Below are 22,755 nucleotides of genomic sequence, written 5' to 3' on the forward strand. Positions count from 1 at the left end.
ACCAACGACCACAGATTTCACAGAGAGGAGATAATGCTCATGAAGAGAATCACGTTGGAGATCGTCATAGCGCTGCTGCTCAGCCTCCTGCTGGGAATGATCCTGGACCGGACCGACGCTGCCGACGATAAGCGCCCGATCATGCGGATGATGAAACCGGGCGATGTGTTCATCCTGCAGGAGACCGGTGCGGTGATCGTGAGCGCGGATAGCAATCTTAAGATCGATCTGATCGCACCGGGCGATCAGCGGCCGGAGGGGTATCGCGCAGTTGACATGAAACGGGACGACGAAATCCTGATGTTGAACGGTAAGAAACTGACTTCGATCAAGGATCTCAAAGACGGTTATGAAGCGCTGGCAATTGGCGCCGAGGTGAAGCTGGGAATTCGTCGCGACCGGCAGCTGATGATCGTAAGCTTCGTCAAGTGCGATCCGGAGAAACTACCGAAGCGAGAAGTGCGCCTGAGCGCGCCCGAAGGCGGAGGCGGGGGTGCAAGTTTCGTCACTCTGGGCGGGGCCGACGGCAAGGTGGCGGCTTTCCCGGATCTGGGGATCATCGTCAAGGCGGACGGCGACCGCGTCATCGTCGCGCACGTGCTGCCGAACGCCAAGGAGAATTTTCAGGCATTGTCGCTCAAGGAAGGCGACGAAATTCTGGAACTGGCGGGCACCAAAGTCGTTTCGGTGGGCGACTTTGAACTACGTTATGGCAAGATCGCCGTCGGTGACTTTGTCGCCTTGACGTTGAAACAGGGTGACGGAACGAAACAGATCAAGATCAAGAAGCCGGCCGGCACGTCGGCTCCGCTGATCATCGAGAAACGGCAATCGCAGTAGCCCATGATGAGATCTGCCGCTGCGTTGATCAGTCTGATCGTGGTGCTCGGGATCGCCGCTGCTCTTGCACAGTCAAACGTTCCCTTCAATCAGCGTGACGACAAGTATCGCCTGCTGGGCTTGAAGCGTGCCAAGGAAGCCTATGAGGTGGCACACGCTGAATTCGCCCGGCAGGAGGAGATGTTTCGACGCGGCCTGATCACGCAGGCGGAACTGGACCGCGCCCACAATCTCTTCGCCGATGCGGAGGTCAACTACCAGCAGTCGCTCCTGGCGGTGTTGTTCGAGGAGCAATACATCACGGTTCAAAGTGCGGTCAAGTATCACGGCAAGAATGGCGAACGGCGCGTGCGGTTGACCCTGGCCAATACTTCCGGCGGCAGCCAGGAATTCTACAAGCTGGTCAATCTCGACGATGAGCTGTTTCGTTCGCTGCAACCCGACATCATCAACAACGTCTATGTCTCCCTGCTCAATGAGGCCGGCGCCACGATCAGCCAGCCCTACGAGGCCAAGATCGGGCAACTTCGCTTCGGCGAGCCGGCAGTGATCGACTTTGCACTGCTGCAGGAACTCGATGCTGTCACAGTGTACATGATCTATGGCAGCGGCACCCAGCGCAGCATGAAGATCTTCCTCCAGAAAGATGCGTCGGTCAACAAGGTGGCAGTGCAATCGGAGCAGTTCTCTCAGGAGGTTGAACTGGGGAAGGCGGCAACGTTCGATCTGACACTGGAGCTGTTTTCCGGCGCCGGTAACACCTTCAGTCTGGAGGTCGTCAATCTGCCCGAACAGATTTCACGGTTCTTCAAAGAACCTTCGGGGCAGGCGCGATTAAGTCAGTTCAAGTTCACCGAAAGCACGCACACGAAGCGGGCTGCGCTCGAAATCGGCCTGCCGGACCGCCCGACCGAGTCCGTTACACTCGACCGACCGCTCCCCTTTTACGTTATGGTGGTTCCGCGTGAAAAGGCCGAAGCGCTCCGCGATCTCGCGGCCAAAACCTGGAGCGTGGAGGAGATCGAAGCTCTTGATGTTGGTTATGCACGCCTCGAGGTGCTGCCGCGCGGCAAGGGCAAACTGCTGGTGCGGGCGCCACAGCTCTACTACGCCATTCCGTCCGATGGCTGCGTCGACATGAATCTCGACCTCGTCAACGAAGGCAGCCACCGGCTCGACAATATCGAAGTCAAGTCGGATCTGCCGCTGAACTGGCAACGCGAAATCACGCCGGCGACCGTGACCAAGCTCGATGTCGGTGGAGAACAGCGCGTCAGTCTGAAGATCAAGCCCGCCGCCGACGTCGCCGCCGGCAAATACGAAGTGCGCCTGCGTTCGACCGGACAGTCCAACGGCCAACCGGTCAACGGCGAGGACAAGTCGGTCACGGTGGAAATCCTGCCCGACTCCAATTTCGTCGGGACCGCGCTCCTGCTGATGTTGATTGTCGGGTTGGTGGCAGGCATCGTCATTTTCGGAATCAGACTCTCGCGCAGGTAGTCAAGGCAATCTGATAAAGGAGATCAAAGTGAGCGAACCCATCATGACCGGCACCAGTCCAATGCTCGAAGCCGTGCAACTGACCAAGCGCTACGAGGATGGTGTACTGGCGCTTGATCACGTCAATTTCTCCGTTAACCGCGGCGAAATCTTTGCGGTCCTCGGAGGCAATGGCGCCGGCAAGACCACGACCATCAATCTCTTTCTCAACTTTATTGAGCCGAGTGAAGGCGAAGCGCGCATCAACGGCTTCGTTACGCATCAAGAACCCCTGCGGGCAAAGCAGTTCGTGGCCTATGTGTCCGAGAATGTCATGCTTTACCCGAATTTCACCGCTATTCAAAACCTCGACTTTTTCGCCCGCCTCGGCGGCAAGACCCAGTATACCCGCGACGACTATCGTGCTGTCTTGTTGCGAGTCGGCCTGGCGGAGGAGGCGCACGGCAAGCGGCTCAAGGGATTCTCCAAAGGAATGCGCCAGAAATGCGGCATCGCCATCGCAATTCTCAAGGACGCACCCGCCGTCCTGCTCGATGAACCAACCTCCGGTCTCGACCCCCAGGCCGGCCACGATTTTCTCCGCCTGCTCGAATCACTGCGCGCCGAGGGCAAGGCGATCTTGATGTCGACCCACGACATCTTCCGCGCCAAGGAAGTTGCCGATACCGTCGCCATCATGAACGAGGGTCGCATCATCATGCAACGCCAAGCCGCGGATCTGGTCGGGCAGGATCTGGAAGCGCTGTACATGCAATACATGGCCGGCCATAACGGCGTCGCCGCCTGAGGAGAACGAAGATGCTGTCCACCGTAATCGAAAAGGAAATTCGTGATATTATCGGGACGACGAAATTTGCCGTCATCTTCGGCGCCTGCACGGCGCTGATCCTGATCACCTTCTATGTTGGCGCGCGGACTTTTCAGGCCAGCCAGTCCCAGTACGAAGCCGCCAAGGCCGAAAACCTGCGGCAGTTCGAAGGCCTCACCGACTGGTTCAACATTCAGTCGCACCGCGTCTTCCTGCCGCCGGAGCCGGTCGCGGCGCTGGTCACTGGCATCGCTAACGACATCGGACGCACGACCGAGATCCAGGGCCGCGGCGAGCTGTCAGCGCAGGACAGCAAGTTTAATGAAGATCCGATCTACGCCGTCTTCCGCTTCCTCGATCTTGAGTTCTTGTTCCAGGTGGTGTTGTCGCTGTTTGCGATTCTGCTCGGCTATGATGCTATCAGCGGCGAGAAGGAACGCGGCACCCTGAGATTGTCCTTCGCGAACGCAATACCGCGCCACGTCTACATCTTGGGCAAACTGCTCGGCGCCGGCGCCGCCCTGATTCTGCCGCTCCTGCTGGCACTCGGGATCGGGTGTCTGCTGTTGCCGCTGCTGGGAGTTCCGATGACGGGGACGGATTGGGGACGATTGGTTCTGATCATCGGTTCGGGTCTGCTCTATTTTGCGCTGTTCTTATCTCTGGCCATCTTCGTCTCGGCCTTGACGCAGCGTTCCTCCAGCTCCTTTCTGCTGCTGCTGGCGGCATGGATTATGTGCGTGTTGATCGTCCCGCGCGCGGCCGTCGTTTTGGCCGGCCGGGCGGTTGATGTGCCATCCGTGGACGAGATCGGATCGCAGAAGATGCGCTTTCAGATGCAACAATTTCAGGAGGATCGGGAGAACTGGAAGAACTTCAAACCGAGCCATCAACAAGACCCGGAGGCCACGATGGCCGAATTGAATCGCTTCATGGAAGAAGCCGCCGACAAGCGCGACCAGAAGATGAAGGAATTCTCCGAGCGTCTCAATGAGCAACGCACCAACAAGCAGCACGAACAAGAGCAAGTCGCGCTCGGCCTGGCCCGCATTTCGCCGGCTGCTTCCCTCTCTTTGGCGCTCACCAATCTGGCCGGAACCTCGCTCAACCTCAAGCAGCATTACAAGGAGGAGGCCACGGCCTACCAGGAAGGTTACGCCAAGTTTATGAAAGAGAAGACCGGGAGTGTGCCGGGAGGGCGGATGATCGTCGTCCGTTCCTTCTCCGACGACGAGAAGGAACCGGAGCCGATTGATCCGACGGAAATTCCCGAGTTTGTGTATCGACCCCTTAGCTTCGCAGCATCGCTGGCGGCAGCGGGATTCGATATCGTTCTGCTGGTGCTTTACAACTTCGTCTTTTTCGCCGGGGCGATTGTCGCCTTCCTGCGCTATGACGTCAGGTAGCTTTTACTGGGAGAGGAACTATGCTGGGAACTCTGATAGTCAAGGAACTCAAAGCGATCATCGTCAGCCCCAAATTCGTAGCCACGTTCTTGATCTGCGCCGTGTTGATGCTGCTCAGTGTCTTCATCGGAATTCAGGAATACCGTAACGCCGTCCGCCAATACGAGACTGCGACGCAATTGGTCGAAGAAGGAGCGCGCGAAGCCACCGGCTGGCACAATATCCCTTACCGCGCCTATCGCCAGCCCGATCCGATGCAAGTCTTCGTCTCCGGACTCGGCTACGATCTCGGGCGTTTTTCGAGCATTAGCACGCGCGAGATTGTCAAGCTGCGCAATAGCGCCTATTCCGATGACCCCATCTTCGCCCTCTTTCGATTCATCGACTTCGCCTTCATTGTCCAAGTGGTGTTATCGCTGCTGGCGATCCTGTTCACCTACGATGCCATCAACGGCGAACGCGAAGAGGGAATGCTCAAACTGGTTTTCGCCAATCCAGTGCCGCGAGCGCGCTACCTGCTGGCCAAGTGCATTGGCGGCTGGTTGGGATTGGTTATCCCAATCATGATTCCGCTGCTGCTCTGCCTGCTGCTGGTGATGGCCTTCCATGTACCCTTAACCACAGATCATTGGTTCAAACTGCTCATGCTGATGGCCGTGTCGGTCCTGTATTTCACCTTCTTCGTGGCCTTCGGTGTACTGATATCGGCGCTGACCAGACGGCCGTCCGTTTCGTTCCTGCTGGCCTTGGTCGGGTGGATTGTCTTCATCCTGATCATTCCGCGCGCCGGCGTTATCATCTCTGGCCAGCTCCTGCCGGTGCCCAGCGTGGCGGAAATTGAGGGGCAGTCGGAGGGTTTCGCCAAGGACCGCTGGCAGGCGTTCTACGAAGAGCAAGAGAAACGCTGGCAAGAGCGCAACGCAGATCGCGCCAATGGCGACGGCAACTCGCAAGCGGTATCCGATGAGCAGCTTTGGAAGTACATGGAAGAGGACGACGCGGCCCGCAAAGCCGTACAGCAGGAGATCGAAACGTACCAGACCAAGTTGAACATCGATCTGCAGAATCGCCACAAAACGCAGGAGCGGCTGGCCTTTACGTTGTCACGTTTCTCGCCGGCTTCGGCCTATCTGCTTGCCGCGATGAATCTCGCCGGTACCGGAGTCGAACTGAAATCCCGCTATGAGGAGTCGTTGCGCAACTTCCGCGATCAGTTCCTGGAGTTCGTCGAAGCCAAACAAGCGGAGGGCGGCGCCTCCGGAGCGTTTACGATTTCGATTGACACGCAGTCAGGGCTCAAGATCGGTACACCGCGCGACCAAGGCGCTCTAGACGTCAGCCAGCTGCCGCGCTTCACACCGCCGCAATATCCACTGATGGGCGCAGCCGCCGCGACGGTGGTCGACTTCGGATTGCTGGCGTTGTACTCGATTCTGGCCTTCGGTGCAGCGTTTGTAGCATTCTCACGTTACGACGTGCGCTGAAGTTTCGTTCGGACGCCTCCCGAAGGTTTGTGGAGGCGTCCTCACCGGCCCGCAAAATTTTGTTTCCCGCAGAGTTTAAATGGCTTTATTGGGGGCCGCCTGCAGTCAGGAATACCATGAGCCACTCAAGTCAGAAGCTTACGCGCAAGTTGGGACTCACTCCCGGCGCGCTCGTCTACGTCGGCCTTGATCGTACTTCCAAGGTAACAATTGATGCTATGGAATACGACGCGACCGCACTCAGGGAGTATCGCATCGAGCGCTTCGACGAGTGGCAGCTCTCTCCGGCGCCGGAAACAGTCACCTGGATTAATATCGAAGGTGTGCACGACCTCAACGTGGTGGAGGCGATCGGCAAGCGCTTTGGAATCCATCCGTTGTTGCTCGAAGACATCGTCAACACGACCAAGCGGCCGAAGTTCGAGGACTACAGTGAATACGTCGTACTGATGTTACGCATGCTCTACGTCGAACCGCGCACCGGTCAGATCGTCTCCGAGCAGGTCAGCCTGGTGATCGGCAAGTCGTTTGTCATTTCGTTTCAGGAAGTTGAAGGGGACGTCTTTGACCCGATCCGCGAGCGCATCCGCAAAACGGTCCCGCGCCAGCGCTTTATCGCGACCGACTACCTGGCGCATGCGCTCATCGATGCCGTCGTTGACCACTACTTCGTCGTTCTGGAGCGGCTGGGTGAACGCGTCGACGCCGTCGAGAAACGTCTCATTCGCGCGCCCCGGCCGGAGAATATGTCGACCATTTATGATCTGAAGCGGATGTTCATTGAAATGCGCCGGGCCGTGTGGCCGTTGCGCGAGGCGCTCAGCGCAATGGAACGGGCCGACTGCAAATTGATTCAGGACGCCAGCCGACCCTACTTCCGCGACCTCTATGAGCACGTCGTGCAGGTGATGGATACCGTCGAATCGCAGCGTGAAACCGTAGCCAGCCTGCTTGATCTCTACCTATCGAGCATTAACAACAAGACCAACGAAGTGATGAAACTGCTGACGATTATTGCGACAATCTTTATCCCGCTCACGTTTCTGGCCGGCGTTTACGGCATGAATTTTGACACTGCCGCGGGACCCTTCAATATGCCGGAGTTGCTTTGGCCATACGGCTATATGCTTTTCTGGGTCGTGAGTCTTGCCATCTCGGCCGGCCTGATCTGGTATTTCCGGCGCCGACACTGGCTCTAAGCCCCTTCAAAGCTCAATGATCCCCATCCTGCAACTGCTGTTTGCCGTCGTCATCTGGGGTTGGTCGTTCGTGGCGACCAAGATCTGTCTGGGACATCTATCGCCCGCCGACCTACTCGGCCTGCGCATGTTGATCGCCCTGCCGATTCTCTTTGTCCTTACCAAGGTCAAACGGGTGCCCTTCGACCTCGATGCTTCGACCATTCGACGTATGGCGCTGGGGTCTCTGATTATTACCGCACACTTCCTGATCCAAATCACCGGCATCAAGTACACTACGGCCACGAATACCGGCTGGATTATCTCAGTGACACCGCTCGTTACGGTCGTGTTATCGTATTTTTTTCTGCGTGAGAAGATCCACTTATCACAGCTCATTGGTATCGTGGTGGCAACCACCGGAATCTTGCTCCTGGTCTCGCGCGGCAAGATCGGCGACCTCGATTGGCTTAAGAGCACCGGCGACTGGCTGGTCCTGGCCTCGGCGCACACCTGGGCCATCTACACCGTCGTTACGCGCGATCTGGCACGGTCGCGGCCGCCGTTGCTGGTAACTCTTGGAGTTCTTCTCCCGACCGCCGTGGTGATGCTGGGTTACATGCTACTCTTCTCCGATTGGAGTTCATTTCGACACCTGCCGACTGATGTGATTGTGGCGCTGTTGGTGCTGAGCGTTCTGGCCACCGCATTGGCCCACTGGTTCTGGCAGGAGGGTGTCGCCGGTCTGGGAGCAGCACGCGCCGGCATCTTTCTCTATCTGGAGCCAATCGCAACGACAACTCTGGCCGTGCCCCTGCTGAAGGAGCCCTTTGGAACGTTGTCGGCTCTCGGCGGCGCCTTGGTCCTGTTGGGAGTGTACATCGCGCAAAGACAACGAGGTAAGAACCGATGATCGAGTTTAACATTCGGCCACTGGCGACCACCGACCGCGACTGGCTCAAAGCGACGCTGATCGAGCACTGGACTTCCTATCGGATCGCCTCGCGTGGACACTTAGTCGACGCCTCCCAACTGCCGGGTATCGTCGCCGTTGCCGGAGAGCAGTGCCTGGGATTACTAACCTACCAGATCGTGGGCCATGAATGCGAGATCGTCACGCTCAATTCGTTCCGCGAAGGCTCCGGTGTCGGCACAGCAGTGATGAACGCCGCCATTGCGGCCGCACGATCCGCCGGCTGCCGGCGGCTCTGGCTGATCACCACCAACGACAATATCGATGCCATCCGCTTCTACGCCCGGCTCGGGCTGCGTCTAATCAAGATTCATCACGACGCCATCACGGAGTCGCGCCGCCTGAAGCCGACCATCCCCGCAACCGGCTGTTACGGGCTCCCGATTCGCGACGAGATCGAATTCGAAGTGATGCTGGAGTGAAGTAAGCGCCGGGAGACCTTGAAGGATCTCCCGGCAGTTGATCAAAATTCGGAATTGACGAACAGTTCTGGCGCCAGCTTCTGCGTGGTCTTGATGATCTCGCGATCCCGTTCATTGAGCACGCTGCGCTCCAGCAGCGCCTTGACGGCGTTATTCAAGAGCACGACCTTATCATGGATCGGGATCAACGCCGGATAGTACTCATTGTTGAAGAAGATCCAGAAGCGGCTACGCTCACGCGGATTGTCAAGCATCGCACCGATGGCGCTCTCCAGGTCGCTGCTGGCCAACTCCTCCAGCTTTTCTTTCGGATTGATCATCAAACGCGTCGTTTCGCTCACGCTGTTGTTGCAGGAAAACTCCAACAGCCACACATCGACCATGCCGATCGAGTTCACGACCAGCACGTTGACGCGGATACGCCCGCGTTCGGCATCGGCCTCCACCCCCTTGAGTACCGGGACATAGAAGCTGTCAGTGATCGCGCCAAAGGCGGCGATCCCGCCGGCCATCGGGTCGTCGAGGATGTCCTTGATCGTGAAATACGGCTTGCGCTGGAAGCGCGCGTCCTGGATCGACATGAACTCGTCTTCCGTGAAGTGGAAGCGCTCCTTCCACAGCTCTTCTTCAGTCAGGTCTTTGCGCGTGAGCGACGACTGGCTGGTAAGCATACCGATCGCCTGTCCGCCGCGCCAGACCAGCGGCAGCACCCCGACGGCCCACTCCGCCGAACCGCCGATCTCGCCGATCATCGACGACAGGGGCCGTCCATCCGGAAATGCCAAGCCTTCCAGTCCCATTACGATCGCCGGCATCAAGTCGCCGTCTTTGTCGAACGGCGTCGCCACTCCCGCCCGATTGAGAATATCCATCGCGTAACGATGCCGCTGGCGATCAAGGAAGAACGCGCTCAGTTGGTCTTTGCCCGACATTCCGTATGCGTCCGCGAGAATCTCGGCGATTTCGACGATCTTGGTCTCGCGCGGATTGAACTCCTCAAACGGCGCGCTCGCCATCCAGCGCTGTACGTAGGTGTCGGGCAGATGGCGTTTGACCCCCGACTCCGTAAGCATCAAGGCGGTGAAGCTCGAGTGCAGTCCCTCAACTGACTTGCCGGTACCGTCGATCACGTCATTGCCCATCGACAACAACTCAACGTTCGGCGGCATCCGCAGTCCGTAGATTGCCCGGTGCTCCGGCTTGCCGAAGACGGCGCCGACGGCGATCGTCGGATTACCCCCGGCCTCCACGCCCGGCTTGACCCGCACGCCTTCCGTGATCGCCGATTCGATGATAACTTCCTCACCCACCGGCAACGTCTCGGTGGTAATCTGCAGGACTTCCGACATGATCAGAGCCGCCGTGCGATCATTGGCGCGCTTGAGATTGTTCTTCAGCTCGCTGGTAACCAAATGTTTCGGCACCTGACGGAGGCTGCCGCGACCGTGAAGCCCGACGGCCACGGCCGACAGGGCGGCGGACAGGATCACCGACTGGCGCAACTGGCGGTTACGCAGCGCGCCAAGGTTGGATTGATAGTTGATCTTATTGCTGAGGTTGAGAATCGTGCAGCTTTCCAGCGCCAATTCGTATTTGTTGAGTACCGTTTTGTGGCGGTGATTGAATTCGATGATGCGGTCTTGTTCGAACTTAAACTCCTCCAGCCGCCCGTTATAGCTCAGGCGCTGGTCGGCGACATTGTAGCGCAGATTATCGGTCATGGCTCAAAGTCCTTGGCAGAGGTTTGTGATCGGGTCCGAATCCGGGGTCAACATCGAGATTATGATACAGCTTAATCGAGCGCGATCAAGCCCTATCTTGGAAGCGCGGCCGAATCATATTCTCCGGCTTGAGCAATTCATCGAGCTGCGCCTGGGTCATCAATCCGCGCTCCAGCACCAACTCATACACGCCGCGATTGGAGGCCAGCGCCTCTTTGGCCAGGGCATTGGCCGTCTCGTAGCCGAGGACCGGGTTCAGAGCCGTAATCAGTCCGATCGACTGCTGGACCATCAGGCGACAGTGGTCGGCGTTCGCCGTGATGCCGTCGATGCAGCGATGTTTGAGCGTGAACATGCCGTTCTTGAGCACTTCGATCGACTCGAACATGCTGTGCGCGATGATGGGGAGGAACACATTCAACTGCAGTTGCCCGGCTTCAGTTGCCAGCGTCACGGTCAGATCGTTGCCGATCACCAGGAAAGCGATCTGATTGACCACCTCCGGCACCACCGGATTGACCTTCCCCGGCATGATTGTTGACCCCGGCTGCATCGGCGGGAGATTGATTTCGTGGAATCCCGCCCGCGGTCCCGAGGCCAGTAGGCGCAGGTCGTTGCAGATCTTGGAGAGTTTGACCGCCAACCGCTTGATCGCGGAGGAGTACATCACAAAGGCTCCGGTGTCCTGCGTTGCCTCCACCAGATTCTTCGCCAGCGTAATCTCCAGCCCCGTGATCCGGCGCAGATGCTGGATCACGTGCGCCGAGTAGCGCGGGTCGGCGTTGATGCCGGTTCCAATCGCGGTGCCACCCATGTTCACTTCGAGGAACAGCGCCGCGTTTTGCTGCAAGCGATCGATTTCCTCCTCCAACGTCACCGCATACGCTTCGAATTCCTGCCCCAGCGTCATCGGCACGGCATCCTGCAACTGCGTCCGCCCCATTTTGATCACGTCGCGGAATTCTTCCGCTTTGCGCTGGAAGGAATCGATCAATTGCCTGAGCACTTCCGTCAGCCGGGCGTTGCTATTGATCAGGGCAATCTTGAGCGCCGTCGGATAGGCATCATTTGTGGACTGGGACAGGTTGACGTGATTGTTGGGATGGCAGTACTTATATTCTCCGCGCTCGTACCCCAGAATCTCGAGGGCGCGGTTGGCAATCACCTCGTTCGCATTCATGTTGGTCGAGGTGCCGGCGCCGCCTTGAATCATATCCACCACAAACTGCGTGTGTTGACGTCCGTTCATGATTTCGCTGCAAGCCTGCGCGATTGCCTCGGCAATCGGCTGGGACAGCAGGCCCAGCTCGTGATTGGCGCGCGCCGCCGCCAACTTCACTGCGGCCAGGGCGCTGATCAATTCCGGGTAGTACGCCAGCGAGATGCCGGAGATGTTGAAGTTCTCCAGCGCCCGCAGTGTCTGAATTCCATAGAGCGACTCCGCCGGAACTTCACGGTCGCCCAGCAGATCGTGTTCGGTGCGCGTGCGCCCGGATACGTACTGGGCCGCGACGTTAACGACGCGCGTGCTTGCCTGGCGCATCCGCCGCGAAATCACGCGGGCGATCCGCGAGATCAGCTTGTAGCCGATCGAGGGCTGATCCTGCGACATCTGCAGAAACTTTTCGCGGTTGATCGTCAGCAGGGTCGACCGCAGGAGCGTGCGCGCGGAAGTATTGTGCGGGTAGTCCTCCATCAGCGCGCCTTCGCCGAGGAAATCGAACTTGGAGAAAATCGTCAGCCGAGTCTCTTCGCCGTATGGCGAACGTTTGAAAAGCTCCACCTCGCCGCTGTAAATCAGGTACATTTCGGTGCGCGCCGTATTCTCCGAAAACAGCAGCGCATGTGGCTCGAAATGATGCTCTTCGAGACTGGTGATGACCTGCGTCATCTCACCTTCATCCAAATCGCGAAACAATTCAATCTGTTTGAGGAACTCTCTGATCAACTTGACATCCACTTGCCGTACCTCGTCGTAATTTCCTTCCGGTCGACAAGGTATAAATCCGGAGCGCTGCGCGCCACGCCTTTCCCGCTGGCCGCTGCCGCAGCACATTTTCCTTGCCTTCCGGATTGATCGGCATTAGATCAAGCTCCGGAGGAGTGACGGTGAACTGGCATCACTATATCGAAGTTTTCATGGCCATCTTCGTCATCGTCGACCCGCTCGGTGCGGTGCCGATCTTTTTGAGCGTCACGGCCGACGAAAACCCGGCTCAGCGTGCCCGCACCTCGCGCATCGCCGTCATCGTCTTCGCACTCGTGCTGATCGCCGCCAGCTTCATCGGCGAACCGATTCTCAAGTTTTTCGGCATTCGCATCGCCTCGTTCCAAGTTGGCGGCGGAATCCTGATCCTGCTGCTGGCAATCTCGATGCTCAACGCCAAGGTCAGCCCGGCGCGACAGACGCCGGAAGAAGCAGAAGAGGCCGTCGCCAAGTCCAATGTCGCTGTTGTTCCGCTGGCCATCCCGTTATTGTCCGGCCCCGCGGCGTTTTCCACCGTCATCATCTATTCGTTGCGCAGCGAAGGCTGGTTCGATCGGGCGTTCATCGTTGGCTCAATCATCCTGGTGGCATTTATCGTCTGGATTCTCTTTCGCTTATCGATTCCGCTCAGCCAGAAACTCGGCCAAACTGGAGTCAACACCGTGACACGCGTCATGGGCTTGATACTCGTGGCGATCGCTGTCGAGTTCATCTGCACCGGCATCCTCCAGCTCTTGCCGGGACTGGCTTGAGTCCCACAAATGAACAGCGGCGGATGACACCACCCGCCGCCGGATATTTCAACTTGAAGAAGATGGACTAATCGGCCTTGCCGGCAACCGACAGGAACAGAACGATGTCTCGGACTTGGATGCTGAAGGGCGTTTTGTCGGCCACGAAGTAGACCTGGAACTTCTCGGTGAAGATAATCTGCTTCGCCTTCTCGAAATTCTGCAGATAGTCATACGACTCCTGCCATTTGATCTCGCGCGTCGCGCCCGGTTCGACGACGATTCCGTCCAGCACGAGTGTACCCTTCGACTGTACGTCGCTGTAGGATGCGAGCGAATCGTTCTCGTTCTTGGGCTTGAACAGGAACAGCTGGCCACCGGCCGGCTGGGCGCCGAGGTTCTCGATGCGGCAGGCGAAGCCGATATCGTCGATTGCGGCAATGTCATCCTTGTGCTCGTTCCAGTCGTCATTAGTACTCAAATCGACTTGTTCGCGATCCAGGCTCGACTCGGTCTGAGCGGCAAAATCGTCGATGTACTCAATGATCATGAGATTGCCGGTCGTGATGCAATTGGCGCCCATGCAGAGAAAGACCGCCAGCGCCGCGAGCAGCAGCTTGATCGAAATACTCATTGTTCTCTTCATCTGCATTTACTCCGTGAATCCAAAGTAGTAATTCAGCCCGACCGTTACCATGCCGTTTTTGCGCGAGGTTTTGAGGTCGGGATTCGGAGCGTTCTCGGTGTCGTCCTCGTACGGGAAGATGAACGCCTTGCCGCGAAAATCGACCGATATCTGATCGGTCACGCTGTACTCGAAACCGAGTCCGAGCCAATAGGTACTCTTGGTCAGATCCGGTATGCCGTCCTTCTGGAACTTCGCCGACGACAGCCCGAATATTCCGTACATGCCGAAACCTTTGTATCCAAGCACATTGCCCAGTACCAGATCGACACCGAAGCTGTTGTACTTGCCGCCCTGATGCGTCATCGTCTCGTTCCAGTTGCCGCCGACTTCCACTTCGGCATCACCGTTCTTAACGTAGGTGAAATTTGGCTCGACCGCGAGGAAGCCGATCAGTGGAACGCGGCCTTTTACTCCGAATACCGTGCCCGATTCGGTATCTTCTTGAGCGATCGGCATGTTGAGCCCGCCGAATGCGCCGACCGAAAAACGGAACGCGTGCGCCGATGTGGAGACCGCCAGCAGGCAGACCGCCAGAACAAAGGCCTTTGCGCCTGGTCTCATATTACCTCCGTAGTTGAAACCATTGCCAGAAACAGGTGTAGACTAATAGAAATGATAACGGTCGCAGCGAAAGCTGGCAACAACAATCATCATTCGCTTGTACCCGCAAACTCCTTGCAGAATCTTCAGCGCTTTTATACCGTAGAGCCCTGAACAAAGAACTTATCTCCCAATTCTTGGAGGAAGATGTGAAAAGAATTCTTGTACTCATGACCGCCCTGGTCGCACTGCTAGCTTCGCTGGCGGTCGGTGAAATGACGGCGGACGAGATCATCGCCAAGCATATTGCCGCGACCGGCGGCGAGAAGACATTGCGCGGCGTTTCGACCCTCATGCTCAAGGGCAGCATGTTCATGGAAGGCATGCCCCTGGAAATCAAGACGTATATCAAGTTGCCGAACAAAAGCTATGTTGAAGCAACATCAAACAATATGGTGATGGGCGGCGGCGGCACCAACGGTACTGACGCTTGGGCGACCCAGATGGGTCAGACTTTCATTCTCGAAGGCGAACAGAAGAACGCGGCCATGAAGCAGGTCGATCGCTTCCCCCTGCTGGATTACAAGACCAAAGGCGCCAAGGCCAATTATGCTGGTGAGGATCTCGTGAAGGGCGCTAAGGCGTATAAGGTCGAGTTTGTTACCAAGGACAACGACACGACCGTTTATTTCTTCGATGCGACAACCTTCTATATCGTGAAAGAGAAGGAAGCCAGCAGCACCACCACGTTTTCCGGCCACAAGCCGGTAAATGGCGTCGTTTTCCCCTTCAAAATCAATTCCACAATAGATGCCGGCGGCCGGACGATGCAGCAGATGGTAACAATCGACTCGATTGCGATCAACGGCGCCGTGCCGGAATCACTGTTTGTGATGCCGAAGAATGCCCAGCCGATACCGAAGGCGCCGGGCGGCGCTCCGGGCGGCGAAGGCAACTAAGCCGAGACATTCAGAACCGCCTGCAGAAGAGCCGCTCGCCGGAGCGGCTCTTTTCGTTTACCCCGCCCACCAATCGGCGCTAAATTCTTGGGAATAGCGATTCATCAGATCGACATTCACCGACGTATCACCAATACGAACCCGTAGTCAACCGCCGTCTTACTTCCGGTCAGTACGGCACGGCGCAGCGCCGCCCGATTGAGACAGAATTTGATTTTCAGGGAGATATCGATGAGTCCTTACCCACGCACCCTTTTGACAGTGTCTTTCATCGCACTCTTGGCGGCTGCCTATCCGGCGCAAGGGCAACCACAGGTGACATCACAGATCTTGACCTCCGGCCTGAGTCGACCGGTGTTTGCCACTTCCCCGCCGGGCGATTATCGGCGCCTGTTCATCGTCGAGCAGCGCGGCAGCGCGTCGGTAGCGACTCGCGCCGACATCAGAATCTGGGATTTGCACGGCGATTCGCTGTTCAGCAAGCCGTTTCTCTCCGTCTCGCCGGTAGCTACGGGCAACGAGGAGGGTCTTCTGGGCCTGGCTTTTCACCCGAATTACGCAGTAAATGGTTATTTCTACACCTACCACACCAATTCGGCCGGCAACAATGTGGTGACTCGCTACAAGGTTTCGGCGGCGAATCCGGACAGCGCGGCCGCCGACAGCGCCTTCACGATCTTGCCGCTCAACCATCCCAGCCAGTCAAATCATAATGGTGGCTGGATCGGCTTCGGCCCGGACGGCTATCTTTATATCGCCACCGGTGACGGCGGCGGCGGCGGCGATCCGTTCGAGAACGGCCAAAGCCTGAACGTTCTCTTGGGCAAGATGCTGCGGATTGACCTCGACGGCGGCTCGCCTTATGCCATTCCGCCCTCGAACCCATTCTTTGGCGGTACCGAGCGCCAGGAAATCTTCTACTGGGGTTTGCGCAATCCGTGGCGCAATAGCTTCGACCGCCAGACCGGCGCCATGTTTATTGCCGATGTCGGTCAAAACCAATGGGAAGAGATCAACTGGCGGCCGGCCGCCGACAGCGGCAACATCAACTTCGGCTGGGACTTGAAGGAGGGCACTCACTGCTATGAACCGGCGACGAATTGCGATCCGCTCGGCATCACCACCGACCCGATTTACGAATACAGCCACGACTTCGGCTGTTCCATCACCGGCGGCTACGTCTATCGCGGCTGCGCCATCCCGGCGGTTGTCGGCGACTATTTCTTTGGCGACTACTGCGCGGGCACGGTGTTTTCCTTCGCATACAGCGGTGTCAGCATAACCGACTTCAAGGATCGCACGTCGGAGCTGGGGCTGCCCGGATTTGGCCTCTTCTCCTTTGCCGAGGACAACTTTGGCGAGCTTTATGTGCTCTACCAGAGCGGCACAATCTACAAGATCATGCCGGTCGGCGGCATCACCGACTGCAATAACAATCTGATTCTTGACAGTTGTGAAATCGCGGTGGGAATCGAGTCGGACAACAACGATAACGGCATTCCTGATTCCTGTGATCCGGCGCTGGTCTGCGGCGATGCGGACGGAAGTTTGGCAGTCAGCATCTCCGATGCGGTCTACTTGATCAATTACATCTTCGCCGGCGGCCCGGCGCCAGACCCGCTTTTGTCCGGCGATGCTGATTGCAGCGGCGCGCTTTCGATTTCGGATGCCGTGTATTTGATCAACTACATCTTTGCCGGCGGACCGGCGCCGTGCGCGTCGTGCCCCTGATTTGCGGTTAGGTTATCACCAGTCCTGAGGGCGCAGTCATGCGCCCTCTTTTTTTCGGTGTCATTTCAGATGGGTTCGCAGTACGTGGCGCGTCATCAAGACCACGACAACGAAGGTGACTCCACCCGCGATCGCCTGCGCGACTGCCGCACCCACGAATTGATGACTAGAAATCAATACCGCCGATAGCAACAGCGTTACTGCCAGAGCGATCACGACGCTGTAGAAGTTGTATTTCACCTGTCCGAGCCCGATCAGGGCGGTCCCCAGCAGCGCGTGACAGCTCCAGATGAAGTAACGGATCAGCAGAATCCGAAAGAACATCCCAGCCGGGGCGAAGTCAGCACCATAAACCCACTTGATCACCGCCGGCACCGCAAAATACCCGACCGCGGCGATTCCCGCCGAAAGCGCGATAAGGCGACGCTGGTAAGTCCTTAGCACCTGACGAAATCGGTCGGGACTCTGGCTGTATTGGGAAAAATAGGGCGTCGCGATCGTCTGGATCGTAATCGTCACTTGATTGAGACCAAGAATGAAGATTGTCGCCAAGCCGTAGTAGCCGAGCGTCGTCCGGTCGTCGGTCCAGTAGTTGAGCAGCAAGACATCGAGGAATCCGTTGAGCGCTCCAATCAAGTTCGCTCCCAGACTCCACTTGGCAATCGACCAACTCTCACTGAATACTGGTCGTCCTGCCGCCGGTGCCCGCAACGACTCACGCACAACCCATGCCAGCGGAACGACCATCGCCGTCGTCATCAACACTGCCGCCCAGATGTATCCCGCAAATCCGGCCCCATAGGTCGCGGCGACGATGACGACCGCCGAGCCCAGCCGCAGCAATGTTTGCGACATCGCCATCAGATTGATCCGCTTGCGCGCCTGCAGGTAGGCCATGATCAGGGTTGTAATCACGGAAGCCGGCAGCGCCAGCAGCAGCGCCGGCATCCACTGATTGACTCGCGATTCCGGCGACAAGAGCCCGACCCTGGCGGCTACGACACCGACAAACATGGTAAGCACGATAGGTATCAGCGCGACCAAGAGATTCTGGCGGAATATCGCCGCGCGCTCAGCATCCGGTCGTTCTTCCGAGCAGAGCTTGATGATTGCCGTATTCAACCCAAAGCCGGCCACGATGACGGCCAAACCGAAGAACGACTGCAGCGTCTTCAGGTCGCCCAGTTCGTTCGCCGAAAGAAACTTGGCGACCAGCAACTGCGACCCGAACGCCAGCAAATTCATGACGAGATTCGCGGAGTAAAGATGAAAGAACCCCTTATTGGCGGCATCCGCCACGATGGCAGTGACCTTATCTTTCAGCGGGAACCTCGTCATCGCATGCGCGATAGAAACGCTTTGACGACGATTTCACAAGCCCGCGCTTAGTGGTGCTGCGCGTGGGCGGCTCAGAGCTTCGCGGCGACGCTCCGCAGCAATTCGGTAACCTTCGCAGCCTGCGCCGTCAGCCTGGAATTTCCAGTGATGCCCAGCGCGGCCATCGGGTCCATGAAAGCCACATTGGCTCCGCCCTTGTCATTCTGATAAACGATGACATTGCAGGGCAGGAGCGAGCCAATCTCCAATTCTTGCTGAAACGCTTCATGCGCGATCCGGGGATTGCAGGCGCCGAGAATCAGGTATGGTCGGAAGCTGACGTCCAGCTTCTTTTTCATCGTCGCGGCAACGTCAATCTCGGTCAGGATCCCGAAGCCGACTTCTTTAAGCAATTCTTCAACCTTCTGGCGCGCCTGCGCCACTGTCATCGAGGTTTCGACCCCGAAAGTATAGCTGGATTGATACATCGACTCATCCTTTCATGTCCACCGTCCCCTCCCATGATTAGATGCTGTACCGGGCGCGATGATTCAGGGATTTGGAGACGGGAGAAAAAGAGCGGGTCGAAAGGACCCGCTCAATAAGACCATATCAGTATCTGAGGTTATGCCCGGCTGAAGGCATCATCGAGGACCTGCTTGAGGTCCTCGTACGCCTCGAGCCCGACCGACACGCGAATCAGGCCGTCGGTGATCCCGACAGCATCGCGGACCTCCTTGGGCACCGAGGCATGTGTCATCATTGCCGGATGCTGGATCAACGATTCCACGCCGCCAAGCGACTCCGCGACCGAAAACAGCTTGATGTCGGCCAGCATCCGCTTGGCCGCATCGAGTCCGCCCTTGATCTCGAAAGAAATCATGCCGCCAAACAGACGCATCTGGCGTTGCGCAATAGTCTTTTGTGGATACGAATCGAGCCCGGGGTAGATGACCCGCCGGACCTTGGGATGACTTTCCAGGTATTGCGCCAGCTGCATGGCACTCTCGCATTGCCGCTCCAGACGAATCGGCAGCGTCTTGACCCCGCGCATGGTCAACCAGGCATCAAACGGTCCCATGATGGCGCCGGCGGCATTCTGGCAGAACTTGAGCCGCTCAAAATACTTCTCGTTGTTGGTGATTACCGTGCCGCCGACCGTATCGGCATGGCCGCCGAGGTATTTCGTGGTCGAGTGCACGACGATGTCGGCACCCAAATCCAGCGGGCGCTGCAGGTACGGCGTGGCAAACGTGTTGTCGACGACGAGGATGAGATTCTTGCGGCTCGCCAGCGAGGCTACCGCGCGAATCTCGGTAATCTTCAGCAGCGGATTGGTCGGCGTCTCAATCCAGATCAGCTTGGTGTGCGGTTTGATGGCTGCTTCAATCCGATCGGTGTAAGAGCTGTCGACAAAGGTGAACTGCAGCCCGTAATCGGCATAGACGCGGTTAAAGAGTCGCGGCGTGCCGCCATACAAGTCATCAGAGGCAATCACGTGGTCACCGGCCTTGAGCAGCGTCATAACGTTGCCGATCGCCGCCATGCCGGAGGCGAAGCAGAGACCGTACTTGGCACCTTCCAGAGCGGCCAGGCAGTCCTCCAATGCCTTGCGGGTCGGATTGTTCGTCCGCGAGTACTCGAATCCCTTGTGGCCACCGATGCCTTCCTGGGCGTACGTCGATGTTTGGTAGATTGGAAAGGTCAGGGCGCCGGTGGTCGGGTCGGGAAACTGCCCGGCGTGGATCGCGTTGGTTTCGAAGCGGTGCTTGGTCGGATCGTAATCTTTCACATCAGGCTCCTGCAAGGTAATCAATGACATCAATCTTGGTCAAGATACCGACCAGCTTGCGATTATCAACCGCAAAGACGACGTCGGCGTTTTGCCTGGAAAACAGTTCCGCGAGCCGCGACACCGGCGTTTGGGGAGAAACCGTCTGGTAGTCATGCTCGATCGCGTCTTTGATCGGCTGTGAGGGCGAGTAGCGCCCGCTAACCAGCATGCTTAACAGGTCGTTTTCGCGGATCAGCCCCATCAACTCGTCACGATCCAGCACCGGCAGCTGCGAAATATCGTACTTCTTCATCTTATCGATGACATTGTGCACACTTTCGTCGGATTTGGCGGAGATGATCTCGCGGCCGCGCTTACGGTCGAGGATCTTTTGGACACTGCCGAGTTCGGGCCGCTCGTCGAGGAAACCGTAGTTCTTCATCCATTCGTCGTTAAACAGCTTCGACAAGTAACGTGTACCCGAGTCCGGGAGAATCACCACAACCCGCTTGCCGGGTCCAGCGGCCTTGGCGACCTTGAGCGCGCCCCAGACTGCCGCTCCCGACGAGCCTCCGGCAAAGATGCCTTCCTTTGTGGTTAGTTCGCGGGCGGTCAGGAAGCAATCGCGGTCGCCCACTTGAAGCATGTCATCCACTACGGAGAAGTCCATCGCCTGGGTGATCATGTCCTCGCCGATACCCTCAACTTTGTACACTTCCGGCTTGCCCGGCTTGCCACTCTTGAAGTAATCGTAGAAGACCGAGCCATAGGGGTCGACCGCGACAATCTTGATCTTGGAATCCTGCTCCTTCAGAAACCGCCCGACACCGGAGAGGGTACCGCCGGTGCCGATGCCGGCCACAAGGTAGTCGATCTTGCCGCCCATATCGTTCCAGATCTCGGGGCCGGTGAGCTTGTAGTGCGCCTCGATGTTCTTGGGATTGTGGTATTGATTCAGATAGAACGACCCGGGATTCTCGCGGTGAATCCGTTTGGCGGTTTCGTAATACGATTCGGGGCTGTCGGCCGGGACGTTGGTCTTGGTGACGATCACCTTGGCACCAAACGCCTTGAGCAGATTGATCTTTTCATCCGACATCTTGTCGGGGATCGTGAAGACGGCCCGGTATCCCTTCACCGCGGACACGATGGCGACGCCGACACCGGTATTGCCGGAAGTGTTTTCGACAATCATGCCGGCCTTGACCTGATCATGCTTCTCAGCATCTTCGATGATGTAGCGCGCCATGCGGTCTTTGATCGAGCCGCCGGGGTTCATGAACTCAAGTTTGGCGAAAATCTCGGCCGAGCCCGCCGGCACCATGCGCCTGAGGGGCACCATGGGCGTATTGCCGATGACCTCCAGAATGTTGTTTACGAGCGGCATTGCTTCCCTCTATTGACAAATGATCTTTCTTCTGGTTCAATAGTCGGACAAGATGCACCGAAGTCGCAATCGCGAGATCGGGGCATGTGTATTTGTAACCACCGGCTCTCCCGGTTGTTTCGACGGAATATAGTGAATTTGAGGCAAGAGGATCAATGGAGTCTACAAAGAAGTTGGCCGGGCGGACGGCGCTGATCACGGGAGCGGGCCGCGGAGTCGGGCGCGGAATTGCCCTCCAGTTCGCTGAGGCCGGAGCTAGTCTCGTCCTGGCCGCCCGCACCGAGTCGGAGCTGCAGGAGACCGCGAACGACTGCCGCAAGCTGGGCGTTTCCGTCCGGGCAGAAAGGCTTGATCTGGCCCAGGCGGACCAAATTGAAGGTCTGTTTCAGGATCTGGAGTCTGCCGGCATCACGATCGATATCCTGGTCAACAACGCCGCAATCATGATCAAGTCGCTGATGCAAGACTATCGCCGCAGCGAATTCGAGGCATCGCTCGCGGTCAACGTCACGGCTCCGATGACGCTCGCGCAAAGGGCAATTGCGATGATGCGGCGTCGCCGGCAAGGCGCGATTGTGAACATCTCGTCGCTATCAGGGTGCTTTGGCGCCGAGAAGTTTCCCGGGTTCGGCGCCTATAATATCTCCAAGTATGCGCTGTGGGGTCTAACGGAGATCCTGGCCGTTGAAAACCGGGAACACGGCATCCGCGTCAATCAGGTTTCGCTGTCCGCCGTCGACACCAAAATGTTCCGCGAGGCGGCGCCGCCCGGACTGACACCGAACTTGACGATCGAGCAGGTCGCCAGGCAGGTGCTGTACCTCGCCTCGGACGACTCCTATCCGCTGACCGGCGAGAACATCATCCTGACCGGTATGCCGCCGGCACGGTAGGCCGTTTGTCCGGCTCCGAAATCCGCTCGACTTTCGAAACTCGGCGGCGTATTATAGCGGCAATCAAGATCCAAACCCAATTGGCGAGGGACCGAGCGCTTGATGAAGACCACGATCACCAAACGAATGACCTTCTGCGCCGGGCACCGGATGTACAAGCCGGAGCTCTCGGACGCTGAAAACTTGCGCATTTTCGGCGAATGCTCCAATCCCGGCGGTCATGGGCACAACTACGTGCTGGAGGTCAGCGTAACGGGCGAAGTTGACCCGGCAACGGGGATGATCATCAACCTGAAAGAACTCAAGCAGGTGATCGAGCGCGAAGTTGTTTTCAAGGTCGACCATAAGAATCTCAACACCGAAGTCGAGTTCATGCGGGGATTGGTGCCCTCGACGGAAGCCTTTGCCGGGAAAAT

The 22,755-nt window shown here is 57.7% G+C and carries 21 protein-coding genes; 13 read left to right on the forward strand and 8 right to left on the reverse strand.

Translation table 11 applies throughout. From position 1 onward, the window contains the following. Nucleotides 1-39: 39 nt before the first annotated feature. The 8 genes from IT585_13725 (at nucleotide 40) to IT585_13760 (ending at nucleotide 8,611) form a co-directional block, all read left to right on the forward strand. Nucleotides 40-840, forward strand: coding sequence for a PDZ domain-containing protein (locus IT585_13725; GenBank protein MCC6964306.1), 801 nt, complete (start codon nucleotides 40-42; stop codon nucleotides 838-840). 3 nt (nucleotides 841-843) lie between these two features. Next, nucleotides 844-2,340, forward strand: coding sequence for a hypothetical protein (locus IT585_13730; GenBank protein MCC6964307.1), 1,497 nt, complete (start codon nucleotides 844-846; stop codon nucleotides 2,338-2,340). A gap of 61 nt (nucleotides 2,341-2,401) precedes the next feature. After that, the gene (locus IT585_13735; protein MCC6964308.1) at nucleotides 2,402-3,127 is read left to right on the forward strand and encodes an ABC transporter ATP-binding protein; all 726 of its coding nucleotides are present in this window, start codon (nucleotides 2,402-2,404) and stop codon (nucleotides 3,125-3,127) included. 11 nt (nucleotides 3,128-3,138) lie between these two features. Beyond that, nucleotides 3,139-4,554 carry an ABC transporter permease subunit gene (locus IT585_13740; GenBank protein MCC6964309.1) on the forward strand — a complete coding sequence of 472 codons (1,416 nt, stop codon included), beginning with the start codon at nucleotides 3,139-3,141 and terminating at the stop codon, nucleotides 4,552-4,554. Nucleotides 4,555-4,574: 20 nt separating this feature from the next. Next, on the forward strand, nucleotides 4,575-6,038 hold the full coding sequence (locus tag IT585_13745) for an ABC transporter permease subunit (GenBank protein MCC6964310.1): 1,464 nt from the start codon (nucleotides 4,575-4,577) through the stop codon (nucleotides 6,036-6,038). 116 nt (nucleotides 6,039-6,154) lie between these two features. Next, complete coding sequence (gene corA / locus IT585_13750) at nucleotides 6,155-7,237, forward strand: magnesium/cobalt transporter CorA (protein ID MCC6964311.1); 1,083 nt, start codon at nucleotides 6,155-6,157, stop codon at nucleotides 7,235-7,237. Between the two features lie 16 nt (nucleotides 7,238-7,253). Next, nucleotides 7,254-8,129 (forward strand): DMT family transporter, encoded by an 876-nt coding sequence (locus IT585_13755; protein MCC6964312.1) that lies wholly within the window; start codon nucleotides 7,254-7,256, stop codon nucleotides 8,127-8,129. Next, nucleotides 8,126-8,611, forward strand: coding sequence for a GNAT family N-acetyltransferase (locus IT585_13760; protein ID MCC6964313.1), 486 nt, complete (start codon nucleotides 8,126-8,128; stop codon nucleotides 8,609-8,611). Before IT585_13755 ends, IT585_13760 begins: the two co-directional genes overlap by 4 nt. Nucleotides 8,612-8,652: 41 nt before the next feature. On the opposite strand, the gene IT585_13765 is transcribed toward IT585_13760, so the two are convergent. Both IT585_13765 and aspA read right to left on the reverse strand, forming a co-directional pair. After that, nucleotides 8,653-10,332 (reverse strand): fructose-bisphosphatase class II, encoded by a 1,680-nt coding sequence (locus IT585_13765; GenBank protein MCC6964314.1) that lies wholly within the window; start codon nucleotides 10,330-10,332, stop codon nucleotides 8,653-8,655. 85 nt (nucleotides 10,333-10,417) lie between these two features. Beyond that, a complete protein-coding gene (gene aspA, locus IT585_13770; protein ID MCC6964315.1) occupies nucleotides 10,418-12,223 on the reverse strand; it encodes an aspartate ammonia-lyase in 1,806 nt (601 codons plus the stop codon). 248 nt (nucleotides 12,224-12,471) lie between these two features. Here aspA and IT585_13775 point away from each other — a divergent pair, with 248 nt between their 5' ends. Beyond that, on the forward strand, nucleotides 12,472-13,071 hold the full coding sequence (locus IT585_13775) for an NAAT family transporter (GenBank protein ID MCC6964316.1): 600 nt from the start codon (nucleotides 12,472-12,474) through the stop codon (nucleotides 13,069-13,071). 67 nt (nucleotides 13,072-13,138) lie between these two features. Here IT585_13775 and IT585_13780 read toward each other — a convergent pair whose 3' ends face one another. Together IT585_13780 and IT585_13785 are read right to left on the reverse strand one after the other, a co-directional pair. Then, nucleotides 13,139-13,696, reverse strand: a complete 558-nt coding sequence (locus IT585_13780; protein MCC6964317.1) for a hypothetical protein — start codon at nucleotides 13,694-13,696, stop codon at nucleotides 13,139-13,141. Between the two features lie 6 nt (nucleotides 13,697-13,702). After that, entirely contained in the window at nucleotides 13,703-14,299 is a 597-nt protein-coding gene (locus tag IT585_13785) for an outer membrane beta-barrel protein (protein MCC6964318.1), read from the reverse strand. 188 nt (nucleotides 14,300-14,487) lie between these two features. Here IT585_13785 and IT585_13790 point away from each other — a divergent pair, with 188 nt between their 5' ends. Further along, nucleotides 14,488-15,237 (forward strand): hypothetical protein, encoded by a 750-nt coding sequence (locus IT585_13790; GenBank protein MCC6964319.1) that lies wholly within the window; start codon nucleotides 14,488-14,490, stop codon nucleotides 15,235-15,237. A gap of 231 nt (nucleotides 15,238-15,468) precedes the next feature. Further along, complete coding sequence (locus tag IT585_13795; GenBank protein ID MCC6964320.1) at nucleotides 15,469-16,968, forward strand: PQQ-dependent sugar dehydrogenase; 1,500 nt, start codon at nucleotides 15,469-15,471, stop codon at nucleotides 16,966-16,968. 60 nt (nucleotides 16,969-17,028) lie between these two features. On the opposite strand, the gene IT585_13800 is transcribed toward IT585_13795, so the two are convergent. The 4 genes from IT585_13800 to IT585_13815 form a co-directional block, all read right to left on the reverse strand. Further along, on the reverse strand, nucleotides 17,029-18,306 hold the full coding sequence (locus tag IT585_13800) for an oligosaccharide flippase family protein (protein ID MCC6964321.1): 1,278 nt from the start codon (nucleotides 18,304-18,306) through the stop codon (nucleotides 17,029-17,031). A 71-nt stretch (nucleotides 18,307-18,377) separates the two neighbouring features. Next, on the reverse strand, nucleotides 18,378-18,773 hold the full coding sequence (locus tag IT585_13805; GenBank protein MCC6964322.1) for a DUF302 domain-containing protein: 396 nt from the start codon (nucleotides 18,771-18,773) through the stop codon (nucleotides 18,378-18,380). A 137-nt stretch (nucleotides 18,774-18,910) separates the two neighbouring features. After that, a complete protein-coding gene (locus IT585_13810; GenBank protein MCC6964323.1) occupies nucleotides 18,911-20,107 on the reverse strand; it encodes a cystathionine gamma-synthase in 1,197 nt (398 codons plus the stop codon). Continuing rightward, a complete protein-coding gene (locus IT585_13815) occupies nucleotides 20,079-21,446 on the reverse strand; it encodes a pyridoxal-phosphate dependent enzyme (GenBank protein MCC6964324.1) in 1,368 nt (455 codons plus the stop codon). Before IT585_13815 ends, IT585_13810 begins: the two co-directional genes overlap by 29 nt. Before the next feature lie 155 nt (nucleotides 21,447-21,601). On the opposite strand from IT585_13815, the gene IT585_13820 reads away from it, so the two are divergent. Both IT585_13820 and IT585_13825 read left to right on the forward strand, forming a co-directional pair. Then, the gene (locus IT585_13820; protein MCC6964325.1) at nucleotides 21,602-22,339 is read left to right on the forward strand and encodes an SDR family oxidoreductase; all 738 of its coding nucleotides are present in this window, start codon (nucleotides 21,602-21,604) and stop codon (nucleotides 22,337-22,339) included. A gap of 102 nt (nucleotides 22,340-22,441) precedes the next feature. Then, on the forward strand, nucleotides 22,442-22,755 hold a 314-nt coding region (locus tag IT585_13825), incomplete at its 3' end, for a 6-carboxytetrahydropterin synthase (protein ID MCC6964326.1).

The sequence above is a fragment of the Candidatus Zixiibacteriota bacterium genome (assembly GCA_020853795.1).
GTDB lineage: Bacteria > Zixibacteria > MSB-5A5 > CAIYYT01 > CAIYYT01 > JADJGC01.

Bases quoted from the DNA above. Each gene is read 5' to 3' on its own strand.
- corA (MCC6964311.1), top strand. From the start codon at position 6,155: ATGAGCCACTCAAGTCAGAAGCTTACGCGCAAGTTGGGACTCACTCCC.
- IT585_13735 (MCC6964308.1), top strand. From the start codon at position 2,402: ATGCTCGAAGCCGTGCAACTGACCAAGCGCTACGAGGATGGTGTACTG.
- IT585_13795 (MCC6964320.1), top strand. From the start codon at position 15,469: ATGAGTCCTTACCCACGCACCCTTTTGACAGTGTCTTTCATCGCACTC.
- IT585_13815 (MCC6964324.1), bottom strand. From the start codon at position 21,446: ATGCCGCTCGTAAACAACATTCTGGAGGTCATCGGCAATACGCCCATG.
- IT585_13745 (MCC6964310.1), top strand. From the start codon at position 4,575: ATGCTGGGAACTCTGATAGTCAAGGAACTCAAAGCGATCATCGTCAGC.
- IT585_13800 (MCC6964321.1), bottom strand. From the start codon at position 18,306: ATGACGAGGTTCCCGCTGAAAGATAAGGTCACTGCCATCGTGGCGGAT.
- IT585_13775 (MCC6964316.1), top strand. From the start codon at position 12,472: ATGGCCATCTTCGTCATCGTCGACCCGCTCGGTGCGGTGCCGATCTTT.
- IT585_13805 (MCC6964322.1), bottom strand. From the start codon at position 18,773: ATGTATCAATCCAGCTATACTTTCGGGGTCGAAACCTCGATGACAGTG.
- IT585_13820 (MCC6964325.1), top strand. From the start codon at position 21,602: ATGGAGTCTACAAAGAAGTTGGCCGGGCGGACGGCGCTGATCACGGGA.
- aspA (MCC6964315.1), bottom strand. From the start codon at position 12,223: ATGACGCAGGTCATCACCAGTCTCGAAGAGCATCATTTCGAGCCACAT.
- IT585_13730 (MCC6964307.1), top strand. From the start codon at position 844: ATGATGAGATCTGCCGCTGCGTTGATCAGTCTGATCGTGGTGCTCGGG.
- IT585_13785 (MCC6964318.1), bottom strand. From the start codon at position 14,299: ATGAGACCAGGCGCAAAGGCCTTTGTTCTGGCGGTCTGCCTGCTGGCG.
- IT585_13780 (MCC6964317.1), bottom strand. From the start codon at position 13,696: ATGAAGAGAACAATGAGTATTTCGATCAAGCTGCTGCTCGCGGCGCTG.
- IT585_13740 (MCC6964309.1), top strand. From the start codon at position 3,139: ATGCTGTCCACCGTAATCGAAAAGGAAATTCGTGATATTATCGGGACG.
- IT585_13810 (MCC6964323.1), bottom strand. From the start codon at position 20,107: ATGTCATTGATTACCTTGCAGGAGCCTGATGTGAAAGATTACGATCCG.
- IT585_13725 (MCC6964306.1), top strand. From the start codon at position 40: ATGAAGAGAATCACGTTGGAGATCGTCATAGCGCTGCTGCTCAGCCTC.
- IT585_13755 (MCC6964312.1), top strand. From the start codon at position 7,254: ATGATCCCCATCCTGCAACTGCTGTTTGCCGTCGTCATCTGGGGTTGG.
- IT585_13765 (MCC6964314.1), bottom strand. From the start codon at position 10,332: ATGACCGATAATCTGCGCTACAATGTCGCCGACCAGCGCCTGAGCTAT.
- IT585_13760 (MCC6964313.1), top strand. From the start codon at position 8,126: ATGATCGAGTTTAACATTCGGCCACTGGCGACCACCGACCGCGACTGG.